Below are 19,543 nucleotides of genomic sequence, written 5' to 3'. Positions count from 1 at the left end.
TTGATGAAAATAAAGGACATATTTCACTTTGAGAAAGGTTCATTACAAAGTACCAAGGCAACACCTGGAGATTACGATTTTATTACAGCAGCATCGGATTGGAAAACTCACAATGAATTTACTCATGATTGTGAAGCACTCATATTTGCGGCAGCTGCTTCGGGTTCTCTTGGAAGAACTCATTATGTAAATGGAAAATTTATCTCAAGTGATTTGTGTTTTATAATCACACCTAAAGACCCAGATAAATATCCTGTCGATTTAAAGTTTTACCACCTAATTTTTGAGGCCTTTAAAGACGAAATAGTAAGAAATACAAAATCTGGAACATCAAAAGAGTCAATCGGACTAACTGTTTTTGGCAAGTATGAGCTCCCTTACTATGATATTGATAAACAAATAAATACAAGGAAGAAATTTGTAAATGCACAAGACTCGACAAATAAAATAGATACTGAACTCAATCATCAATTAGAAATACTCAAACAGCTTCGCCAAGCCTTTTTGAAAGAAGCATTTCAAGGTCAATTAGTTGCTCAACACTCCAATGAGGAACCAGCTTCCGAACTCCTAGCGAAAATTAACGCTGAAAAGGAACGGTTGGTAAAAGAGAAAAAAATCAAGAAACAAAAACCAATGCATGCTATAAGTGAAGATGAAATTCCTTTTGAAATTCCTGATAGTTGGTATTGGTGTAGGATAGATTACATAGCAGATATTGGAACGGGTGCCACTCCTTTGACATCTAATGATAGTTACTATAAAAATGGTACTATCCCATGGATAACAAGTTCAGCAACAAATAATCTATTCATTAATGAAGCTGAAAAACACATTACACAAAAGGCTATTGATGAAACAAATTGCAAAGTATATCCTCCTGGCACTTTAGTAGTAGCAATGTATGGTCAAGGGAAAACTAGAGGTCAGATATCAGAATTATTGATACATGCTGCAACCAACCAAGCTTGTGCTACAATATCATTCTACTTAGATGAGATTATTTTAAGAAAATACGTAAAGCTCTTTTTTCAAAAAATCTATTTGGAAATAAGGGAACTCGCATATGGTGGAGCTCAACCAAATCTTAATCTAGGTAAAATAAAAAATACTTTGGTTCCAATACCTCCTCTTACGGAACAGCACCGTATTGTATCCAAGTTAGATATGTTAATAGCGTATTGTGATGAACTAGAGAAAGGGATTAGCGAAAGTCAACTGGAGAATGAGTTATTATTAAAGCAAGTACTAACTGAATCTTTAGGTCTGACGCTCAAAAAGGTAGAACCTATTGAGATATCTTCTAAAAAGGTAGAGATAACTAGCAAATTTGACCCAAATACAACGCTCATGGAAATTGTAGAACTATTAAAAAAGCACGGTAAACTTCATGCCGAAGAATTATGGAAAATGTCAAAGTACCCAAATGACATTGATGCTTTCTATGCAGAATTGAAAAAGCAAATAGAGCTTAATAAAGTAGTAAAAGAAAGCAATGAAAAAGGCTATTTAGAACTCGTATGAGAATTGATAAGGTTTACATAGAAAACTTCAAGAACCTCCATCAATTCACTATTGATTTGGATGAAACCAAAATGCAAACCGTTCTTTTGGGTGAGAACGCAGCTGGTAAATCCAATTTCTTGGAAGCCTTAGTAATTATTTTCCGTGATCTTGAACTGGGAGTAGCAACTCCATTCAATTTTGAGATAGAATATCAGTGTAAAAATGAATTTCTTAAAGCTGTTGGAGGTCCGAATACGAAAGGTGGATATGCTGTATATGAAGGTCAGGCGTCTAAAGAAGGTACAATCAACTTTTCAAAGAAGCCTATTTCAAAATCTACTATTAGCAAAGACAAGTTTAGCTATTTACCACGCTACGTATTCGCATACTATTCAGGTGTAAGTGATAGACTTTTAGAACATTTCGACCCTCATCAGAATATGTTTTACCGTGACTTACTCGCTGGAGTGGATGACCCTATGCGGCCATTATTCTATGCGAGGTTAATACACAGCCATTTTGTTCTAATGGCATTTTACGCTTTTTCTCAACCTGAAGTAAATGAGTTCTTAGAAGATTATCTTGATATTATAGGCTTGGAATCAATACTCTTCGTGATTAAGAAACCCAATTGGAACAGGAATAACAAAGTACTCGATTTTTGGGGTGCGAAAGGCGTAGTTAGAGAGTTTCTTGAAGACTTGTATGATGCTGCAATGGCACCAATATCAACTACTGAAACTGTAAGGAAGGACTTTAGGAAATCGCAAAAAGAAGAACACCTCTTTCTTTACATATCTAATCAAGAGAAACTTGAAAAGATCGCCAAAAAATATGGCAACAATGCTGAATTCTTCAAGCGTCTGGAAAGCACATACATTTCTGATTTAATACTGGAAGTGCGGGTAAAAGTCAAAAAGCGTCATGTAGGTGGCGAAATCACATTCAAAGAACTATCCGAAGGAGAACAACAGTTGCTTACTGTGCTGGGGCTACTGAGATTCACGAAAGAAGAAGAATCTTTAATTCTTCTAGATGAACCCGACACTCATTTAAACCCTCTTTGGAAATGGAAGTACATGAACCTTCTCGAAGAGGTAGTTCAGAAGCCTGAGACTAGTCAAATCATTATGACTACCCATGACCCATTGGTAATTGGTGGGTTGACTAAAGAAGAAATCAGGATTTTCTACACCGAAAAATCCAAAGACGAAGAGGACAAAGAATTGATGCTTGTCAAAACAATGGCGCCAGATTTTGATCCAAAAGGATTAGGTGTTGCAGGCATTTTGACAAGTGAGTTTTTCAATCTTCCTGCTGCCATGGATGAAGATACTTTCTTGGAACTTACGAGAAAACGAGAACTTGAAGTTTTGGACAGAGAAAACAAGTTAGATGAAAACGATAAAATCGAGTTACAAGAATTAGTTGCCAAACTTTCCAAAATTGGTTTCGACAAAGTGCAACGTGACCCACTATATGACAAATTCATCCAAGCTGTTTATAAGAATCCTGACCTAAAGAAAGCCCCTAGTAATAAGGAAGAAAGAGAAGAACAGAATCAGAAAATGGCTGAACTGATTAAGCAATTAATGGACGAAGAAAAAGCTTAATGAGATATATCAACTTAAATAATATAGAGCTACCAGACGGCTGGACTGAAAAAGTGCAGGCTCTTAATGATCAGTTAATTGCTGTGGCCACACTTGAGGAACGCAAAGAGATAATTAAAAAAAATCCAATATGGAAGGAATTGTTCATTCCGCTAAGTACTCTTTCAAATGGCAAATGCTGGTATTCTGAGGCATTGGATGTGATGTCTGACAGAGATATCGATCATTTCAGACCAAAAAATGAAGCGAAGAATGTTGATGGAATTGCTAGAGGAGATGAAGAAGGATATTGGTGGCTTGCATTTGACTTTGAGAATTTTCGCTTTAGCAGTCAATATTGTAACCAATTAAGAAAAGACAAGTTTAATACGGATAAAGAAACAAGAGGGAAATGGGTTTATTTCCCATTATTTGAAGGAAGTGTTGTCGCAAAAACTAAACCCAGGTGTCAGGATGAAGAGATAATGCTACTTGATCCATGTGATGAGAATGACCCTCCTCTACTAACATTTGAATCGAAGGGAAAAGCAATTCCTAATGCAGATGCTATTTTGGAGCCACGTGATAAAGTAAGAGTAGAAACTTCAATAAAGATTTACCATCTCGATCACGGACCGCTAGAAGAACTAAGGGAAAGAATATGGGATTTTTGTCAACGCATGATTGATGAAATTCGAAAAATAACCACAGACCCAGATGGAGTTTCAAACTTTGGTAGAAACAGAGTCAAATTCTTGAAAGATGAAATCAAAAAACTGACTTCAAGAGAAGTAGAACTCTCTGCTGTAGCAATCGCCTGTTGTGAACAAAACGGACTTCATGTTTTAACCGAGAGGAGATAATTTAATTGATATGATAATTACTCTTACTTTTAAAATAGTGTCTACGTTGGATTATCATTCTCAACAGGAGCATGATAATAAAACAAAGAGCAATTAACTTAATCAATAGATGTTAATTGTCAAATTTGGAGAAAAATCATTCGATGTCAAATTAAATAAGTAGAATGAAAACAAAAGAGGAAGAAAATCAATGGAAGGAATATAGGCTGTCTATTTTAGAGCAGAAAAGTAAAAGTGAGGATGATTTTGAGAAATACATAACATATATAAGCTCTGGGGCACTTGGTCTTACGGTCACTTTTATTGATAAAATCAGTCCTTTAAAGGAGTCTGTTTACGTTTGGATTATTATTCTTGGCTGGGGGTTGTTTGCGCTGACGCTGTTTTTAAATTTATTCTCCCATTACCTGTCGAGTAGATACAACGAAAAAACAATCAATGAAATCGATATGGATATCGATTATTCTATGCTATTGGAGAATATCGATAAAAGAAATGAAAAAATTTCATGCTTAAATATTTCATCTATTATTTCTTTAGGCACTGGGATTTTGTTCGTACTAATTTTCTCATCACTAAATGCTTATTATAATGGCTAAACAAAATAACCCAAAACCGAATCCCACCACTCCCCCACCAAGTAGAGAAGTTAGAAAAGGGAGAACTACTCCAAGGCCTTCAATTAAACCTAGTCCAAACCCCTCTAAAAAGTAAGGTAGTTGATAGTCTGATACGAGAAACCTTCACCGATTGAAGAAAAAAAAAATTCAAATAAGCCTAAGCTTGAGTATTTTAAATAATTTCAATTAACACTTGATGTAATTTAAAAAAAAATAATAACTTTGCAGTGAACATTACTTTTACCACTAAAAAACTAGCCAAGGCTGTTAACGACGACCGAAAAATGGTTAAGGAATTTGGGAAAGTCAGAGCTCAAAAATTGAGACAAAGGCTTGCCCAACTGTCCTATGTCAGTAATTTGGAAGAAGTTAGGCATTTGCCCGGAAACTTTCATGAACTTAAAGACAATAGAAAGGGGCAATGGGCTTGTGATCTTGACCAACCATACAGATTAATATTTACTCCCCATGAAGACCCGATCCCTACAAATGAGGATGGGCAATATATTTGGGTAGAAATAAAAGGAGTAGAAGTAATTGAGATTACTAATTATCACAAGGAGAAGTAGTTATGGCCAAGCAAAATCAATATTTACCTCAATCAGTTCCACACCCAGGTGAAACCTTAGCTGAAAAGTTAGAAGAAATGCAAATGGGGCCAAAGGAATTTGCGGTAAGAACAGGAAAGCCTGAAAAAACGATTTCCGCAATTCTTAAAGGTGGTAGTGCCATTACCACCGATATGGCTATACTTTTTGAAAATGTAACCCAAATTCCGGCTAATTTCTGGATCAATCACCAAAAAGGATTTGAGGAGTATAAAGCGCGCGAAAAACAAAAAGAAGCCTTAAGAGAAGCAGCGGATTGGGCTAAAAAATTCCCAATTGCTGCACTGGTTAAATGTGGCTTTATGGAAAAACGTACAACCATAGAAGAAAAGACATTAGAACTCTTGTCTTTTTTTGGTTTTGCGAATCAAACTGCTTGGGCGGAATACTATTTTGAACAACAACTTAAAGTAGCATTTAGGATTTCGTTAGCCTCAACCAGCCAGCCCTATGCTATATCCTCATGGCTACGAATGGGGGAATTGCAGGCGGAACGAATGGCTGTAAGTAAATATTCTGCTAAATCATTTAGGGATATATTGCCAAAGATAAAGTCAATCATGGCTACACATCCCACTAATTTCTTTGAACAGCTTAAGCAGGCTTGTGCAGCCGTAGGGGTTAAGGTGGTTTATACCCCTTGCTTGCCTAAGGCACCGTTGAACGGGGCTACAAGGTGGTTGAATGATAGTCCTGTTATCCAACTAACGGGCAGGCATAAGCGGAATGATATTTTTTGGTTTACATTCTTCCATGAAGCTGGTCATATTCTTCTTCATGGTAAGAAGGATATATTTCTAGAGGACGTAGAGTATAGTGATAAAGATCTCGAAAAGGAGAAAGAAGCCGATAGTTTTGCAGCAGATTGGACACTAACGAAGGCTCAAGAAGAGATAATTGTTTCATTTCCTCAGCTGACAGAAAAGATGGTTATTGACTTTGCTAATGAATTTAAGACTCATCCAGGAATTATTATAGGAAGGCTTCAGCATCGAAAATTATTGCCTCATTCAGTGGGGAGATATCTTATTGAAAAGGTTGAACTTTAGAGATGCGTTATTTAATATTTGTTTTTTTATCCATTGAAAGGAGTGGTGAATGACGAAACATAAATTTCCAAGTGCTAAACAATTACGATCGCTATTAACAGATTTAAGAATCATGATTTAAAAAATTGCAGTATTGATGATCTTATTGTTGAATTTGGTAAGCTCACTGCCCATTTTGGTTTTTTGACTTTTGTAGTGCCTAAGACAATTAAAGTTCATAGGATTAGGATTAATGATGGGGATAAGTTGTTTTATTCATTAAATGACTTATGGTGCCCTCCAAAGCATTTAATCACAAGACTAGGGAGATGTAATGATATTGGAGATCAGATGTTGTATGTTTCTGGAGGAGGTCATACATGCTTGTCTGAGACAAACCCTAAGATTGGGGATACTGTAACATGTGTAGAATTTGAGGTTGCAGAAAAATTTAATGTAGTTGAAATTGGAGTACTCCAAAATATCAAAAGGGAAAAATATTTCCAGCAATATGCAGCGCTCAATAATTACGGCACTCACTATTTTTATAATGGAAATGATAATCTTATTAAACTTGATAAAACTTTAAAAGAGTTTATAATTAAGGAGTTTACAAAAACAGTTCTGCCCGAAGAAGGGTTTCTTTATAAAAAGTCCATAGCCATAACAAAACATTTTTTGGGTGGTCCTGAAATAAAAGGAATAATGTATCCAAGCACCAAAATGGATCTTAAAGATCTTAATTATGCAATTCCAGCTGAATTTGCAAAAGATTTACTGATTCCGAAAAGAATAGATGTTTTCAAAATGGACTACCATGAGGGGCTTAAGAAGGTTGGTTTTAAGTTATTAAAAGGGAGTTATTCAGATTTGAGTTTCGATAATGAAATACAATATGAGGCACCTAGAGGAATTATAGGTTGGGCTTATAATACGCCAGGGGTTTAGGGAGAATCATTTCAATTGATTAACTGATCGGCAATTCAGAACGGCAGATCTCTGTAAATTATAAAAGTTTGAGGTGCGTGATAGTTTGTCAGAGTTATTGCCATGTCAATTACCTGAAATAAAACATAAAATAATCTTTAAGACCCTGAAAAAGACCCTGAATTAAAAATAAAAGCCCTAACTCATTGCTTTTAAGTGAGTTAGGGTTTGTTTGTGCAGAGGAGGAGGGATTCGAACCCCCGGTACCTCGCGGTACAACGGTTTTCAAGACCGCCGCATTCGACCACTCTGCCACTCCTCTGGGTCTGATGCGTTTTCTTTGTAGGACATTTATGTTTGTCTTACGGTTTGCAAAGGTACTACTTCTTAGGTGAATTACAACGATTTGGGAAATTAAAATCACCTTCGTTATATAACCTGCTGATTTTATGCTGACTAAATTTTGGGTAGTTCCTTCTTGGCAGCTTTTGCAAGACTGACGTTGATTTCGAAACATACTAAGATGATGAATGAGGTGATCAGGATCCATAGCATCAAGGCGATCATGGTACCAATGGACCCATAGAGCTTGTTATAGGAGGCGAAATTGTTCAGGTAAAACGAAAACAGGTAAAACCCAATGGTGATCAGCGATCCGGCCGTCACTGATCCTGCTGAGAAGAAATGAAACCTGTCATGTACTGCGGGGGCAAAGTGAAAGATAAATGAAGTGGCCAGCATAAAGAGGAATAGCAGCACAAAGAACCGGAGGGATGCGAGGAGGAGGTAGATAATATTACTGCTGCTGGAGACCACGCCGTACTCAGTGAGTAGGTCGAGTGCTTTGTTCCCAAAGATCATGACCAGCACCGCCGCACAGAGATTAAGCACCAAGAATACTATGATCATGACCGAGATCAGTCGCGTCTGGACGAAGCCCCTGTTTTCCTTGGTCTTGTAGCAGGCATTGAAAGCACTGATCAGGGAGACGATGCCGTTGGTGGACAGGTACAGGGCCATAAAGAAACCAAAGGAAAGCATGCCCTGCCGTGGCCTGCTGATGATGTCCAGTACAGTAGCTTCGGTGCCTTCGTATAGCGGGGCAGGAAGGATTTCTTTGACAAATAATAGGATATTTTCAGGGGTGACTTCTGGAAAGAATAGCTCTACAAAGGGCAGCATGTTCAGCAAGAACAAGGTCAGCGGAAAGAGGGCAACGGTGAAATTGAACGCTACGGCACTGGCGCGGTCATCGATTTCGTCCTTTTGTATCTGGTGGATAAATATCTTTCCTACATCATAGAGGTTTTGATCTGGGTTTTTGAGGTGTATCCGCCTTAGCTTTTGGGCATACCTGTCCAGTTTTTGCAATATGTCGTGCACTCGTTTTTTGACCATTCGTGCTTCAGGCTAAAAGTAGGATTTCAATAAATTTACTAAATCCGCAGGAGGTCTACATGGTCGATGGTCGTCTTTTTTTAGGAATGTCAGCAAGGTATGTCCCTTATGGATCAATTCTTCAGCCTCATTGAAGATATCGTATTCAAACCTGATTTTGACCCCGGGTATCTCTTTAATGGTCGTTTTGATCGTGAGCAACTCGTCGTATCTTCCAGGTTTGAGGTATTTGCTATAGCTCTCCAGTACCGGCATGATGACACCTTGGTCTTCCATGTCCTTGTACGAAAAACCCGCCTCCCGAAGTGATTCTACTCTGGCGACTTCAAAATACATGGCATAATTGCCATAGTAGACATACCCCATTTGGTCGGTTTCGGCATAGCGTACCCTTACTTGGGTGGTGGAGGTAAACATAGGCTAATATACGTTTGCTTGGTTCAGGGCATTTTGGTATTTCCGGGCTTGGATCAGGTGGTCACGCAGATTGGTGGAGAAAACATGGTAACCGGAAAAGTCCTCTTTGGCGCAGAAATAAAGATAGTTGTGCTGATCGTAATGGAGCACAGCGTCCAGAGAGGAGATGTCGGGCAAGTTGATCGGTCCTGGAGGCAGTCCCGTGTGCAGATAGGTGTTATAGGGGCTGTCGATTTCTTTATGTACGTTCAAGACCCTTTTGATACTGAAATCCCCTAGTGCAAAAACCAAGGTAGGGTCAGCTTGTAGCGGAATGTTGCGCTCTAGTCTGTTAATGTATACACCTGCGATTTTTGGGCGTTCGTCTTTTTTGGCTGTTTCGGCCTGAACGATAGAGGCCAGCGTTGCGACCTCTGTTCTGCTCATGCCCAAGGAGTCGGCGCTGGCAATCCTCGGCTTGGTCCAGAATTTATTGTACTCCCGGTACATCCTGTCAAAGAGCGTTTCTGGGCTGATATTCCAATAGACCTCGTAAGTGTTGGGAATAAACATGCTCATGATCGTCTCCTCGTTAAAGTCAAATTTGCGGATATAGACACTGTCTTGGAGCAGGGAAAGGAATTGATCCTTGTTTATTTCTAGGTTGTCGGTTATTTTTTCGGAGAGGTCTTCCTTGGTCCTGATGTTGTTAAATGTTAGGTTTACAGGTGTTTGTCTTCCTGATCGAAGCAGTGAAACAAGTTCCTTGTTGGACATTTTTGGCTGTATAATGTACCTCCCGGGCTTGACATTTTCCTGATATTTCAACACTTTGGATACAAAGCTAAAGGATATCACATCGGTGATGATTTCGTTTGACGCCAAGCTGTCAGATACTTGCTGGAATGTCGCGTTACTGGGGATTTTTAGTTCAGCGGGAACATCCGACTCGGTAAGGGTGTTGGGACTGAAGAAAACCTGATAGAAATAGAAGGCAAATGAACTCACCAGCACCGAAACGGCGATCATTCCTATCATGTAATATTTTTGGTTCTTTTTTGTGATCATAGCTTTTATAACGACTCGTTTCTAGGCTTGGCGCAAAAATAGGGAAATAAAATTAAACAAGTGAAGGTACTTATACATACACAAATGTACGCAGCTGGTAAAAAGTGTTAGTTGTTTGGTGCTAAATTTGATACATTCATAGTAGAAAACTACTTAACTCATAAACATTATGGCCGCATCATTGATCAGAATCTATCCAGAAAACCCCAATCCTAGGGAAGTCCAGCGTGTGGTGGACGTGCTCAGGAGGGGTGGGGTGGTGATCTATCCCACGGATACCATTTACGGTATTGGCTGTGATATTTATAACCAAAAGGCCATAGAAAGAATTTGCCAGATCAAAGGAGTGAAGCCCCAGAAACAAAATTTCTCTTTTATCTGTTATGACCTTAGCAATATCTCAGAATATACCCGCGTACTGAGTACGCCAGTGTTCAAGGTGATGAAGAAAGCCCTGCCTGGGCCGTTTACCTTCATCCTGGATGCCAATAACAAGGTGCCCAAACTACTGCACAGCAAAAAGAAAACAGTCGGAATACGCATCCCTGATAACGGTATTCCACGTATATTGGTGAAGGAGCTCGGCCAGCCCATCGTGACCACCTCCATTCGTGATGAGGATGATGTGCTGGAATACAGTACGGATCCAGAGCTGATTTACGAAAAATACAAGGATCTTGTAGATGTGGTGGTGGACGGAGGGTATGGCAATAACGTCGCATCCACGGTAGTAGACTGTACAGGAGATGAGATAGAAATACTGCGGCAAGGTCTGGGGAATCTGGAGGAGATACTTTAGTAAGGGGTCGGTTAGCGGAAATAGCTCAAAGTTTTGACTATTTTTGGGCATGGAAAAGAAAGTGATTTGTGCAGACTTATTTTACTTGCCCCCATAGAGTTCTTCGTGGCTGTTCAGGATGCGGATCATTTGGTGTTGGCCGGTAATGATAGGTATCAAAAACAAACTTACCGAAACCGGACCTACATCCAGCTGGCCAATAAGGTGGAGGCGCTAAGTATCCCGGTCATCGGAGGAAATAAAAAGGTGAAATACCAGGAAATAAAGATCGATTATAAACAAAAATGGAAGAATGTTCACTTACGAGGAATCCGCAGTGCCTATGGAAAGGCACCTTTCTTTGAATACTTCTTTCCCTATTTTGAATTAATTTATCAAAAAGATATTGACAATTTGTACAGATTTAATTTTGAATTACTGACACTTTGTCTGAAATTAATGAAGGTGAAAACCAAGGTATCAGTAGCCATTCAAGAGGAAGAATATTCTCCCTGCGTGGACCTGAGAGGAATAATCGTTGCGAAGGAGCCTTTTGAGCAAAGAAATATTTACCAACCGTGGAAGTATACACAGCTCTTTGGCTTGGACTTTGTACCTAACTTGAGCATTATCGATTTGTTGTTTTGTGAGGGGCCTATGGCCAGTGAAATAATCTCACAATCGAAAAAAAAAGAACTGAACAATCCGTAAAAGAATTGTGTTTTTAAAACAAATTCGGTAAAATTATATAGAGAATTATTAACAATTCAGAAAGGAACTAAATGGAAGCAAAATTTTCAAATAGAGTCAAAGAGGTGATTTCTCTAAGTCGTGAAGAAGCTTTGCGCTTGGGTCACGATTATATAGGAACCGAACACCTCTTGCTGGGCATGATCCGAGAAGGGGAAGGTGTCGCTGTTTCCATATTGAAGAAATTAGGAGTGCCTTTGGATGAGCTTCGCAATTCCGTGGAGCGTGCTGTAAAAGGAACGGCCAATCACAATGTGAAAAACTTGGCCAATATTCCGCTCACAAGGCAGTCTGAAAAAGTGCTGAAAATCACTTACTTGGAAGCGAAAATATTCAAGAGCCAACTTATCGGAACTGAGCACTTGTTGCTTTCAATCCTAAGGGATGAGGACAATATTGCTACCCAGATCCTGCATAAATTCGATACAACTTACGATACGGTAAAAGAAATGCTTGAATTCCAAACTGATCAAACGCCCCGCTCTGGTGCTGAGGCGGACGATACAGATGAGGAAAGCAGCAAACTCTTTGGTAGTTCTGGAGGTTCCTCTGGTGGTGGTGGCAAAGGCTCTACCGAAAAATCCAGGACACCTGTCTTGGATAATTTTGGCAGGGACCTTACCAGAATGGCTGAAGACGATAAGCTGGACCCGATCATCGGAAGGGAAAAGGAAATCGAACGCGTGGCACAGATCCTTTCCAGAAGAAAGAAAAATAACCCTATCCTTATCGGTGAACCGGGAGTGGGTAAGACGGCCATTGCTGAAGGATTGGCCCTGAGGATTATCCAGAAGAAAGTCTCCCGTGTGCTGTTTAACAAGCGCGTGGTGACGCTAGATCTGGCGTCTCTGGTCGCTGGAACGAAGTATCGTGGCCAGTTTGAGGAGCGTATGAAAGCCGTGATGAATGAATTGGAGAAATCCCCCAATGTCATCCTTTTCATCGATGAGCTGCATACCATCGTGGGAGCTGGCGGAGCCAGTGGGTCGCTCGATGCATCCAATATGTTCAAGCCGGCACTTGCCAGGGGCGAAATCCAATGCATCGGTGCCACTACCTTGGACGAGTACCGTCAGTATATCGAAAAAGATGGTGCATTGGCCAGAAGGTTCCAGATGGTAATGGTGGATGCCACCACTCCTGAGGAAACGATACAGATCCTGAACAATATCAAGGACAAATACGAAGATCACCATAACGTAAACTATACGCCGGAGGCGATCGATGCGTGTGTGAAACTGTCCGACCGCTATATCTCTGACCGCTTCCTACCGGATAAGGCCATCGATATCTTGGATGAAGCAGGTGCCCGCGTGCACATCAATAACATCCATGTGCCTGATGAAATCCTGAAACTGGAAGAAGAGGTGGAGAATATCAAGGTGGAGAAAAACCGCGTAGTAAAAAGTCAAAAATACGAAGAGGCTGCACAGCTCAGGGACAGGGAGAAAAAGCTCCTTGAACAACTGGAGAATGCAAAGGCCAAGTGGGAAGAAGAAAGCAAAACCAAGCGCTATACGGTGGAGGAAGATAATGTGGCAGAAGTAATCGCCATGATGACTGGAATTCCTGCCAAGCGAATTGCCCAAAAAGAAGGCAATAAGTTGCTGAACATGGGCAATGAGCTGCAAGATAAGGTGATTGGTCAAAGTGATGCGATCAAAAAATTGACCAAGGCCATTCAACGTACCCGAGTGGGGCTGAAGGATCCTAAGAAGCCGATCGGTTCATTTATTTTCCTAGGGCCTACTGGTGTAGGTAAAACAGAGCTTGCCAAAACGCTGGCGACTTACCTGTTTGACAAGGAAGATTCGCTTGTGAGGATTGACATGTCAGAGTATATGGAGAAATTCAGTGTTTCCAGATTGGTAGGGGCACCTCCAGGCTATGTGGGCTACGAAGAAGGTGGTCAGTTGACCGAAAAAGTCAGAAGGAAACCGTATTCTGTAGTCTTGCTGGATGAGATCGAAAAAGCTCACCCGGATGTCTTTAACCTACTGCTTCAGGTGCTGGATGACGGTATCTTGACAGATGGGCTAGGCAGAAGAGTGGACTTCAGAAATACCGTGATCATCATGACCTCCAATATCGGGGTAAGGGATCTGAAAGACTTTGGTGCCGGGATCGGGTTTGCTTCCAAAGCCAAGGAAGAAAACATGGATGAAGTAATGAAATCTACCATCCAAAGTGCCCTGAAAAAAGCCTTCAGCCCTGAGTTTCTGAACAGGTTGGATGATGTGGTCGTGTTTAACTCGCTTAGCAAGGATCATATTCATAAAATCATCGATATTACCCTTGAAAAACTGTTCAGTCGAATCACGGAACTTGGGTATAAGATCGAATTGACCGATAAGGCCAAAGACTTCTTGGCTGAAAGAGGATATGATCAGCAGTATGGCGCTCGACCGCTGAACAGGGCTATCCAGAAATACTTGGAAGATGCCATTGCGGAAGAGATCCTCAAAGGAGACCTTTCCGAAGGTGATGTGATCAAAGCCGATTATCCTGGAAAAGGTGATGAGCTAAATATAGCTGTCAAAAAGAAAGAAAAAGCAGATTAGAGTTTAATAGACGGTTTATTTTTAAAGTGGCTCCTTAGTGGGCCACTTTTTTTATGCCTATTCGAAAAGCAACATAAACCGGATCAAACTGTGAAATGGGGATTGTGGCGGTTCTGATAGAATGGAGGATGTGGAGGTTATTAAGGCTTACGCTGAATTGTTTGTTGCTAAATTAAATCCGGTAAATAGAAATATTCCATAATTACATAAGCCGGGTTAAAGAGACATGATGTTCGTCTCATCCGTTACCTGAGCGGAGCCGAAGGGACTGGTGAGACCGACAATTTCGTGATTAGCTTCTTTATCAACTTTTTTATTCGTTGACTTTTTCACCCATCTCAGCTACATCATGGTACCATTTGCATAATTTAACATTCCATTGACTTGACAGTGAGTTGTTTTGGTGTTGTTTTTGTTAATTTTGGGTGATGAAATTTATGTTCCAGGTTATATTGAAACTTACCTTTCTGGCTTCACTGATGCCATATTTGTTGTCTGAAAAGATCTACAACAAATATCACGTAAGGATCAATCCGCAAGTGGTGGATACGCTTTATTATAGTGGCAAGGAAGTAGGGTTGGTGGACAGGAAGCTGCTGAAGGAAGCCAGTGGCTTGGCAGCAAGCAGAGAATACGACAATATGCTCTACACCCACAATGATAGTGGTGGAGAGCCGGTAGTGTACAAGTTGGATTCTGTCGGTCGGGTAAAAGGAGAAATCAACTTGGAAGGAACCCGAAACCGCGACTGGGAAGATATAGCGGTAGGCCCCGATGCCAGTGGAGATAAATCTTATGTTTTTGTAGGAGAAATTGGAGATAATGACGGAAAATATCCTTCCATCAGCTTGCTGCGATTTGAGGAGCCTGTGGAAGATAGTACGTCGATAAGTGTCAAACCGCATAAAACTAAACTTACCTACCCCGATGGCCCGAGGGATGCAGAAACATTGATGGTGGATCCTTGGAATGGTGATGTGTACATCGTCAGTAAGCGGGATTCCAGTAACGTGCTCTATCGTGCGCCAGCTGATAAGCTCGATGACGAGGAAGTGGAACTGGAACCATTGCAAAAGCTCCCCATCACCATGTCTGTAGGGGGCGATATATCCCCTGATGGTAAAGAAATCATCATCAAGAACTATTGGGTCATCTATCACTGGACACGTAAAGAGGGCGAATCCATTGCTGAAGCACTGTCCCGGTCACCAATGCAGTTGCCTTATGTGCCAGAGCCCCAAGGGGAGGCGTTGACATTTTCAAAAAATGGCAGCAGTTTTTTCTCACTTAGTGAAGAACGTTTTCGGATTAAGCCTGTGCTGTACCAATATTATCAAAAATAACAAGTACATAGCCACGGCCGTTTTGTAACTTGCCGGAAGTTGACTCAATGAAAGTAAACGCTTACTATGTCCGCACAAGCAACTTCCATGGTTTTAATGGTTCGTCCCGCTGCTTTTGGGTTTAATCCCGAGACCGCTGTTGACAATAACTATCAGCAGGTAGATGGGCGACCTGTGGCCGATATCCAAGCCCAAGTCCTAAGGGAGTTTGATGGTTTTGTGGAGTTATTACAGCGCAGCGGTATTCAGGTCATCGTGGTGGAAGACACCCCCCATCCGCCAAAGCCGGACGCTGTTTTTCCCAACAACTGGTTCAGTACCCATGGAGATGGTCATTTGCTGCTGTATCCGATGATGTCAGCCATAAGGAGAAAAGAGCGGAGAAAAGATTTGGTGAATTTGCTTGCCGATCGAGGTTTTAAGGTCGATGATATCGTAGACCTTACTTTTTTTGAAGAAGATGGACAGTTTTTGGAAAGTACCGGAAGCATGGTTCTGGACAGACAACATCAGATCGCTTATGCCTGTCTTTCGGAACGAACACATGGAGAACCTTTACATTACTTTGAGCGACTGATGGGATATAAAGTAATCTCTTTTAATGCCATACAGTCTCATTCAAAGGATAAAACCCCCATTTATCATACCAATGTCATGATGCATGTGGGGAGCCAGCTTGCCGTAGTTTGCCTTGATAGCATCGTGGGCAAATCCGTAAAACAACAGGTAAAGGAGTCCTTGGAGAGCGCAGGTAAAAAGATTGTACCAATTACGATACCTCAAAAATTTGCCTTTGCAGGAAATATGCTGGAGCTAGTAGGCCAGCAGGGGAAAAGGTTTACCGTGATGTCGCAGACAGCCTACAACGGCCTGAAGGCCGGGCAAAGACAGGTGATCGAGAAATATACTGACCTTATCATTCCTGAGATTCCTACTATCGAAAAAATAGGAGGAGGCAGTGTCCGCTGTATGATGGCAGAGATTTTCTTGCCAAAATAGGCGGTTGGATAACAAATGAGACTGTCTCATAAGTGGTTGCTGTAAAAGCACTGGATCAAGCAGAAAAGCTGGAAACTGATGAAACGCTGATGACGCAGATGATTATGATTTGCGCTGATTTTTTTTCTTAAATTGGAAAACCAAGTAACCTGAGCTCGACTTATTTTTAGTATAAAAAGCGTCATTGCGAACCCTTTTTAGGAGGATGTGGGTTGGAAAAGGGTGTGGCAACTCGCCGCGGCGAGCTGCCACGGCTTCCACCTGCTCAGACCTCACTCTAAGCCCTGTTTGGCTCCAGACAAGCTCGCAAGTGACGGTTTCATAATCGACTCAGGTTAGAAGGCTAAATACCGGTATAGTTAAACGGAGTGATTACTTTGAGCTCAGCCTTCACCTCATCCGAAACGTTCAGGTTTTCGATAAACTCTTGAATGGATTGTTCTGTGATACGGGTATTGGTGCGGGTAAGGTCTTTTAGTGCTTCATATGGTTTTGGATAGCCTTCCCTTCGGAGGATGGTCTGAATGGCCTCGGCCACTACCGCCCAGTTATCTTCCAGGTCAGCATCAATGGCTGCTTTGTTAAGTTCAAGCTTGCCCAGCCCTTTTTTAAGTGACTCGAAAGAAATCAGCATATGCGCTAAAGGCACTCCGATCACACGCAATACCGTGCTGTCCGTCAGGTCACGCTGAAGTCGGCTAATGGGCAGTTTTGCGGCCAAATGCTCCAATAAGGCGTTGGCAATACCAAGGTTACCTTCTGCGTTCTCAAAGTCGATAGGGTTGACTTTGTGTGGCATCGCGGAAGAGCCTACTTCCCCTGCTTTGATTTTTTGCTTGAAATAATTCATGCTGACATATTGCCAAACATCCTTAGAGAGGTCAAGCAGGATGGTGTTGATGCGTTTCAATCCATCAAAAGTAGCGGCAAGATTGTCGTAATGCTCGATCTGTGTCGTCGGAAAGCTCCGCTCAAGACCAAGGTGATTGCTTACAAAGTTGTTGGCAAAAGTATTCCAATCTTGGTTGGGATAGGCCACTTTATGCGCGTTCATATTACCGGTGGCGCCACCGAATTTTGCAGAGTAAGGCACTTGCTGCAGCAGTGTGAGCTGGTTTTCAAGACGGGTGACAAATACTTGGAATTCCTTGCCCAAGCGAGTAGGAGAGGCCGGTTGTCCATGGGTTTTGGCCAGCATGGAGATATCTTTCCACTCATCCACTTGGCTGTGAAGTTTGGAGATGACTTCTACCAAGACAGGTAAAATCACCCTTTCGACCCCTTCTTTCAGCATTAGTGGCGTAGCGGTATTGTTGATGTCCTGAGATGTCAGACCAAAATGGATGAACTCCTTTTGTGCCTCCAGTCCAAGTTTGTCAAATTCTTCCTTAAGGAAATACTCGACAGCTTTTACATCATGGTTGGTGGTTCTTTCTATTTCCTTGATGGCCTCGGCATTTTCTTCCGAAAAATCCTCTACGATGGCACGTAGCTGGGGAAAAATATCTTTAGAAACACCTGTTAGTTGCGGTAAAGGTAATTCACATAGGGCAATGAAATATTCCACTTCCACTTTTACCCGGTACTTGATCAGGGCAAACTCAGAAAAATAAGCCCTCAAAGGAGCCGTTTTGCTTCCGTATCTTCCGTCTACTGAGGATACTGCGGTCAGCGTATTTAGATTCATGGTGATGCTGTTTTGAAATTGTATGACGATGCAAAAATAAATGTTTAATGCTTAAAAGCCCCTTAATTTGGTGGTAATTTCAAGTGATAGAGGTTTTACGAAAAAAGTAGCCTTGATTTAGGTGCTTTTTTCTTTAACCCGAATTATGCGTTAGGAATCGTAGTGAGAGCTGAAATTGCAAGAAAATCAGTTAGTTTGGAGGCATTAGCGTAGCACCGCTACGGTTATGCCGAAAACTAAAGTGAAACGGCTGATTTTGAAGCAGTTTCAGGTCACAACACCTGTGCGCCGTGGCGTAGATAGGCTATGCATATTCCGGGTTTAAGGTAGTCAGCCCTTCGGCTATGCGCTGTAACCGGCTCCTGAGCGTTGTCGAAGGGCCGGTATTGGTATACATAAAAAAAAGGCCACCCAAATAGGCGGCCTCTTCAGCAATCAAACGTGTTGGTTTAGCTAATTCTAGTAGTTGGGGTAGTTTCTGATTACTTGAATGCTGAGGTCTTTTTCTGAGGTCGATCCGCTATCAGGATTGACATATCCCCGGACAATGACCGTATATACGCGCTGTTCACGAAGGTCAAGGTCCTCTGCAGTCAGATTGATCTCACCGACGCCTTCCACTGTAAAAGTGGTAAAATCAGCATCAATTTCTACAAAATCGGTAACACTCTTATAGCTTTCGCCCTGAAAGGCGGGTGTTTCTTCATCATTGATGTATAGGTCCAGTGCCGGTGAGTCTGGGGACAAGTTTACAAACCGAACCATCGCTTTGTGCTCCTCCTGAAAATCCCAATCATCTTCTGCCTGTACGATGCCCATATCTGATTCTTCTCCGTCGATGAAGAAGAAGGAATATACGTGATTTTCTTCTAACGTCACCGTGGTGTCCAGCAGAGAGTTATTGGCATTCCTGTTTTTGAAGGAAAGGGTCCTTTCGCCTGTATAGAAATTGGCGTAGTTAAAGTAATCAGTGTACTTGAAGTCGTAAGTGCTGTATGGAGGCTTGCTCACGCCATCGGCATAGATGGTCACTGCGCCTGTTTCCGGAGAACCGTGGTAAAAGGAAACATAGGCCAATGGACCCTCATAGTATTCCGTGTCGTCATCATCCAAGCAGCTGGTAATCAAAAGGGGGGATAGCGCAAGGAGGAAAAGTCCTAGACTTCTCTTCCATTTGGTGAATAAATTGTTTTTGTTTAATCGCGTTAACATAATTACGTTGGTTTAATCTATTTTACTCTCTTTCTGTTAAGTAGGTTTTGTTCTCGAAACGTAACCTTATGTAAAAACGCTACAGCAGAAGGGAAATAATTTTGTGGTGAAGCTATTTTTCTACCGGAATATGAACCTCTTTCGGCACGATGTGTTTTAACCTTAATTATACATTTGCGCTGTCCATTCGGATTCTATTCCCTATTG

At 41.3% G+C, this 19,543-nt stretch carries 17 protein-coding genes and 1 tRNA gene; 12 read left to right on the top strand and 6 right to left on the bottom strand.

Annotated elements, in window-relative coordinates; translation table 11 throughout:
* Positions 1-3 precede the first annotated feature (3 nt).
* The 7 genes from DN752_RS08435 (at position 4) to DN752_RS08405 (ending at position 7,165) form a co-directional block, all read left to right on the top strand.
* Positions 4-1,524, top strand: a complete 1,521-nt coding sequence (locus tag DN752_RS08435) for a restriction endonuclease subunit S (protein ID WP_162633161.1) — start codon at positions 4-6, stop codon at positions 1,522-1,524.
* Positions 1,521-3,119: an AAA family ATPase gene (locus tag DN752_RS08430; RefSeq protein ID WP_112783530.1), complete on the top strand. Its 1,599-nt coding sequence runs from the start codon at positions 1,521-1,523 to the stop codon at positions 3,117-3,119. Before DN752_RS08435 ends, DN752_RS08430 begins: the two co-directional genes overlap by 4 nt.
* Positions 3,119-3,961 (top strand): HNH endonuclease family protein, encoded by an 843-nt coding sequence (locus DN752_RS08425; protein ID WP_112783529.1) that lies wholly within the window; start codon positions 3,119-3,121, stop codon positions 3,959-3,961. The genes DN752_RS08430 and DN752_RS08425 overlap by 1 nt, the downstream gene beginning before the upstream one ends.
* A 164-nt stretch (positions 3,962-4,125) precedes the next feature.
* A complete protein-coding gene (locus tag DN752_RS08420; RefSeq protein ID WP_112783528.1) occupies positions 4,126-4,560 on the top strand; it encodes a hypothetical protein in 435 nt (144 codons plus the stop codon).
* Positions 4,561-4,808: 248 nt separating this feature from the next.
* Positions 4,809-5,150, top strand: coding sequence for a type II toxin-antitoxin system RelE/ParE family toxin (locus DN752_RS08415; RefSeq protein ID WP_112783527.1), 342 nt, complete (start codon positions 4,809-4,811; stop codon positions 5,148-5,150).
* A 2-nt stretch (positions 5,151-5,152) separates the two neighbouring features.
* On the top strand, positions 5,153-6,238 hold the full coding sequence (locus DN752_RS08410; RefSeq protein ID WP_112783526.1) for an ImmA/IrrE family metallo-endopeptidase: 1,086 nt from the start codon (positions 5,153-5,155) through the stop codon (positions 6,236-6,238).
* Between the two features lie 195 nt (positions 6,239-6,433).
* Positions 6,434-7,165, top strand: a complete 732-nt coding sequence (locus tag DN752_RS08405) for a hypothetical protein (RefSeq protein ID WP_162633160.1) — start codon at positions 6,434-6,436, stop codon at positions 7,163-7,165.
* A 216-nt stretch (positions 7,166-7,381) separates the two neighbouring features.
* Here DN752_RS08405 and DN752_RS08400 read toward each other — a convergent pair.
* The 4 genes from DN752_RS08400 to mltG form a co-directional block, all read right to left on the bottom strand.
* Positions 7,382-7,466 (bottom strand) — tRNA-Ser (locus tag DN752_RS08400).
* 134 nt (positions 7,467-7,600) lie between these two features.
* Positions 7,601-8,542: a YihY/virulence factor BrkB family protein gene (locus tag DN752_RS08395; RefSeq protein ID WP_112783524.1), complete on the bottom strand. Its 942-nt coding sequence runs from the start codon at positions 8,540-8,542 to the stop codon at positions 7,601-7,603.
* A 12-nt stretch (positions 8,543-8,554) separates the two neighbouring features.
* Entirely contained in the window at positions 8,555-8,959 is a 405-nt protein-coding gene (locus DN752_RS08390; protein WP_112783523.1) for an acyl-CoA thioesterase, read from the bottom strand.
* Between the two features lie 3 nt (positions 8,960-8,962).
* Positions 8,963-10,006 carry an endolytic transglycosylase MltG gene (gene mltG, locus DN752_RS08385; protein ID WP_112783522.1) on the bottom strand — a complete coding sequence of 348 codons (1,044 nt, stop codon included), beginning with the start codon at positions 10,004-10,006 and terminating at the stop codon, positions 8,963-8,965.
* A gap of 169 nt (positions 10,007-10,175) precedes the next feature.
* On the opposite strand from mltG, the gene DN752_RS08380 reads away from it, so the two are divergent.
* The 5 genes from DN752_RS08380 (at position 10,176) to ctlX (ending at position 16,437) form a co-directional block, all read left to right on the top strand.
* The gene (locus DN752_RS08380; RefSeq protein ID WP_112783521.1) at positions 10,176-10,805 is read left to right on the top strand and encodes an L-threonylcarbamoyladenylate synthase; all 630 of its coding nucleotides are present in this window, start codon (positions 10,176-10,178) and stop codon (positions 10,803-10,805) included.
* A 66-nt stretch (positions 10,806-10,871) separates the two neighbouring features.
* On the top strand, positions 10,872-11,495 hold the full coding sequence (locus DN752_RS08375; RefSeq protein ID WP_112786470.1) for a WbqC family protein: 624 nt from the start codon (positions 10,872-10,874) through the stop codon (positions 11,493-11,495).
* Positions 11,496-11,566: 71 nt separating this feature from the next.
* The gene (locus DN752_RS08370) at positions 11,567-14,095 is read left to right on the top strand and encodes an ATP-dependent Clp protease ATP-binding subunit (RefSeq protein ID WP_112783520.1); all 2,529 of its coding nucleotides are present in this window, start codon (positions 11,567-11,569) and stop codon (positions 14,093-14,095) included.
* A gap of 428 nt (positions 14,096-14,523) precedes the next feature.
* Positions 14,524-15,438: a hypothetical protein gene (locus tag DN752_RS08365; protein WP_112783519.1), complete on the top strand. Its 915-nt coding sequence runs from the start codon at positions 14,524-14,526 to the stop codon at positions 15,436-15,438.
* A 66-nt stretch (positions 15,439-15,504) separates the two neighbouring features.
* Positions 15,505-16,437 carry a citrulline utilization hydrolase CtlX gene (ctlX, locus tag DN752_RS08360; protein ID WP_112783518.1) on the top strand — a complete coding sequence of 311 codons (933 nt, stop codon included), beginning with the start codon at positions 15,505-15,507 and terminating at the stop codon, positions 16,435-16,437.
* A 343-nt stretch (positions 16,438-16,780) separates the two neighbouring features.
* Here the strand turns inward: ctlX and purB are convergent, their stop codons facing one another.
* Both purB and DN752_RS08350 read right to left on the bottom strand, forming a co-directional pair.
* Entirely contained in the window at positions 16,781-18,124 is a 1,344-nt protein-coding gene (gene purB, locus DN752_RS08355; protein ID WP_112783517.1) for an adenylosuccinate lyase, read from the bottom strand.
* Positions 18,125-18,583: 459 nt separating this feature from the next.
* Positions 18,584-19,336 (bottom strand): DUF4397 domain-containing protein, encoded by a 753-nt coding sequence (locus DN752_RS08350; RefSeq protein WP_112783516.1) that lies wholly within the window; start codon positions 19,334-19,336, stop codon positions 18,584-18,586.
* Positions 19,337-19,543: the final 207 nt, after the last annotated feature.

It is taken from the genome of Echinicola strongylocentroti (assembly GCF_003260975.1).
GTDB lineage: Bacteria > Bacteroidota > Bacteroidia > Cytophagales > Cyclobacteriaceae > Echinicola > Echinicola strongylocentroti.
The sequence above is the reverse complement of the archived record's forward strand: the minus strand, read 5'-3'. Positions and strand labels throughout refer to the sequence as shown.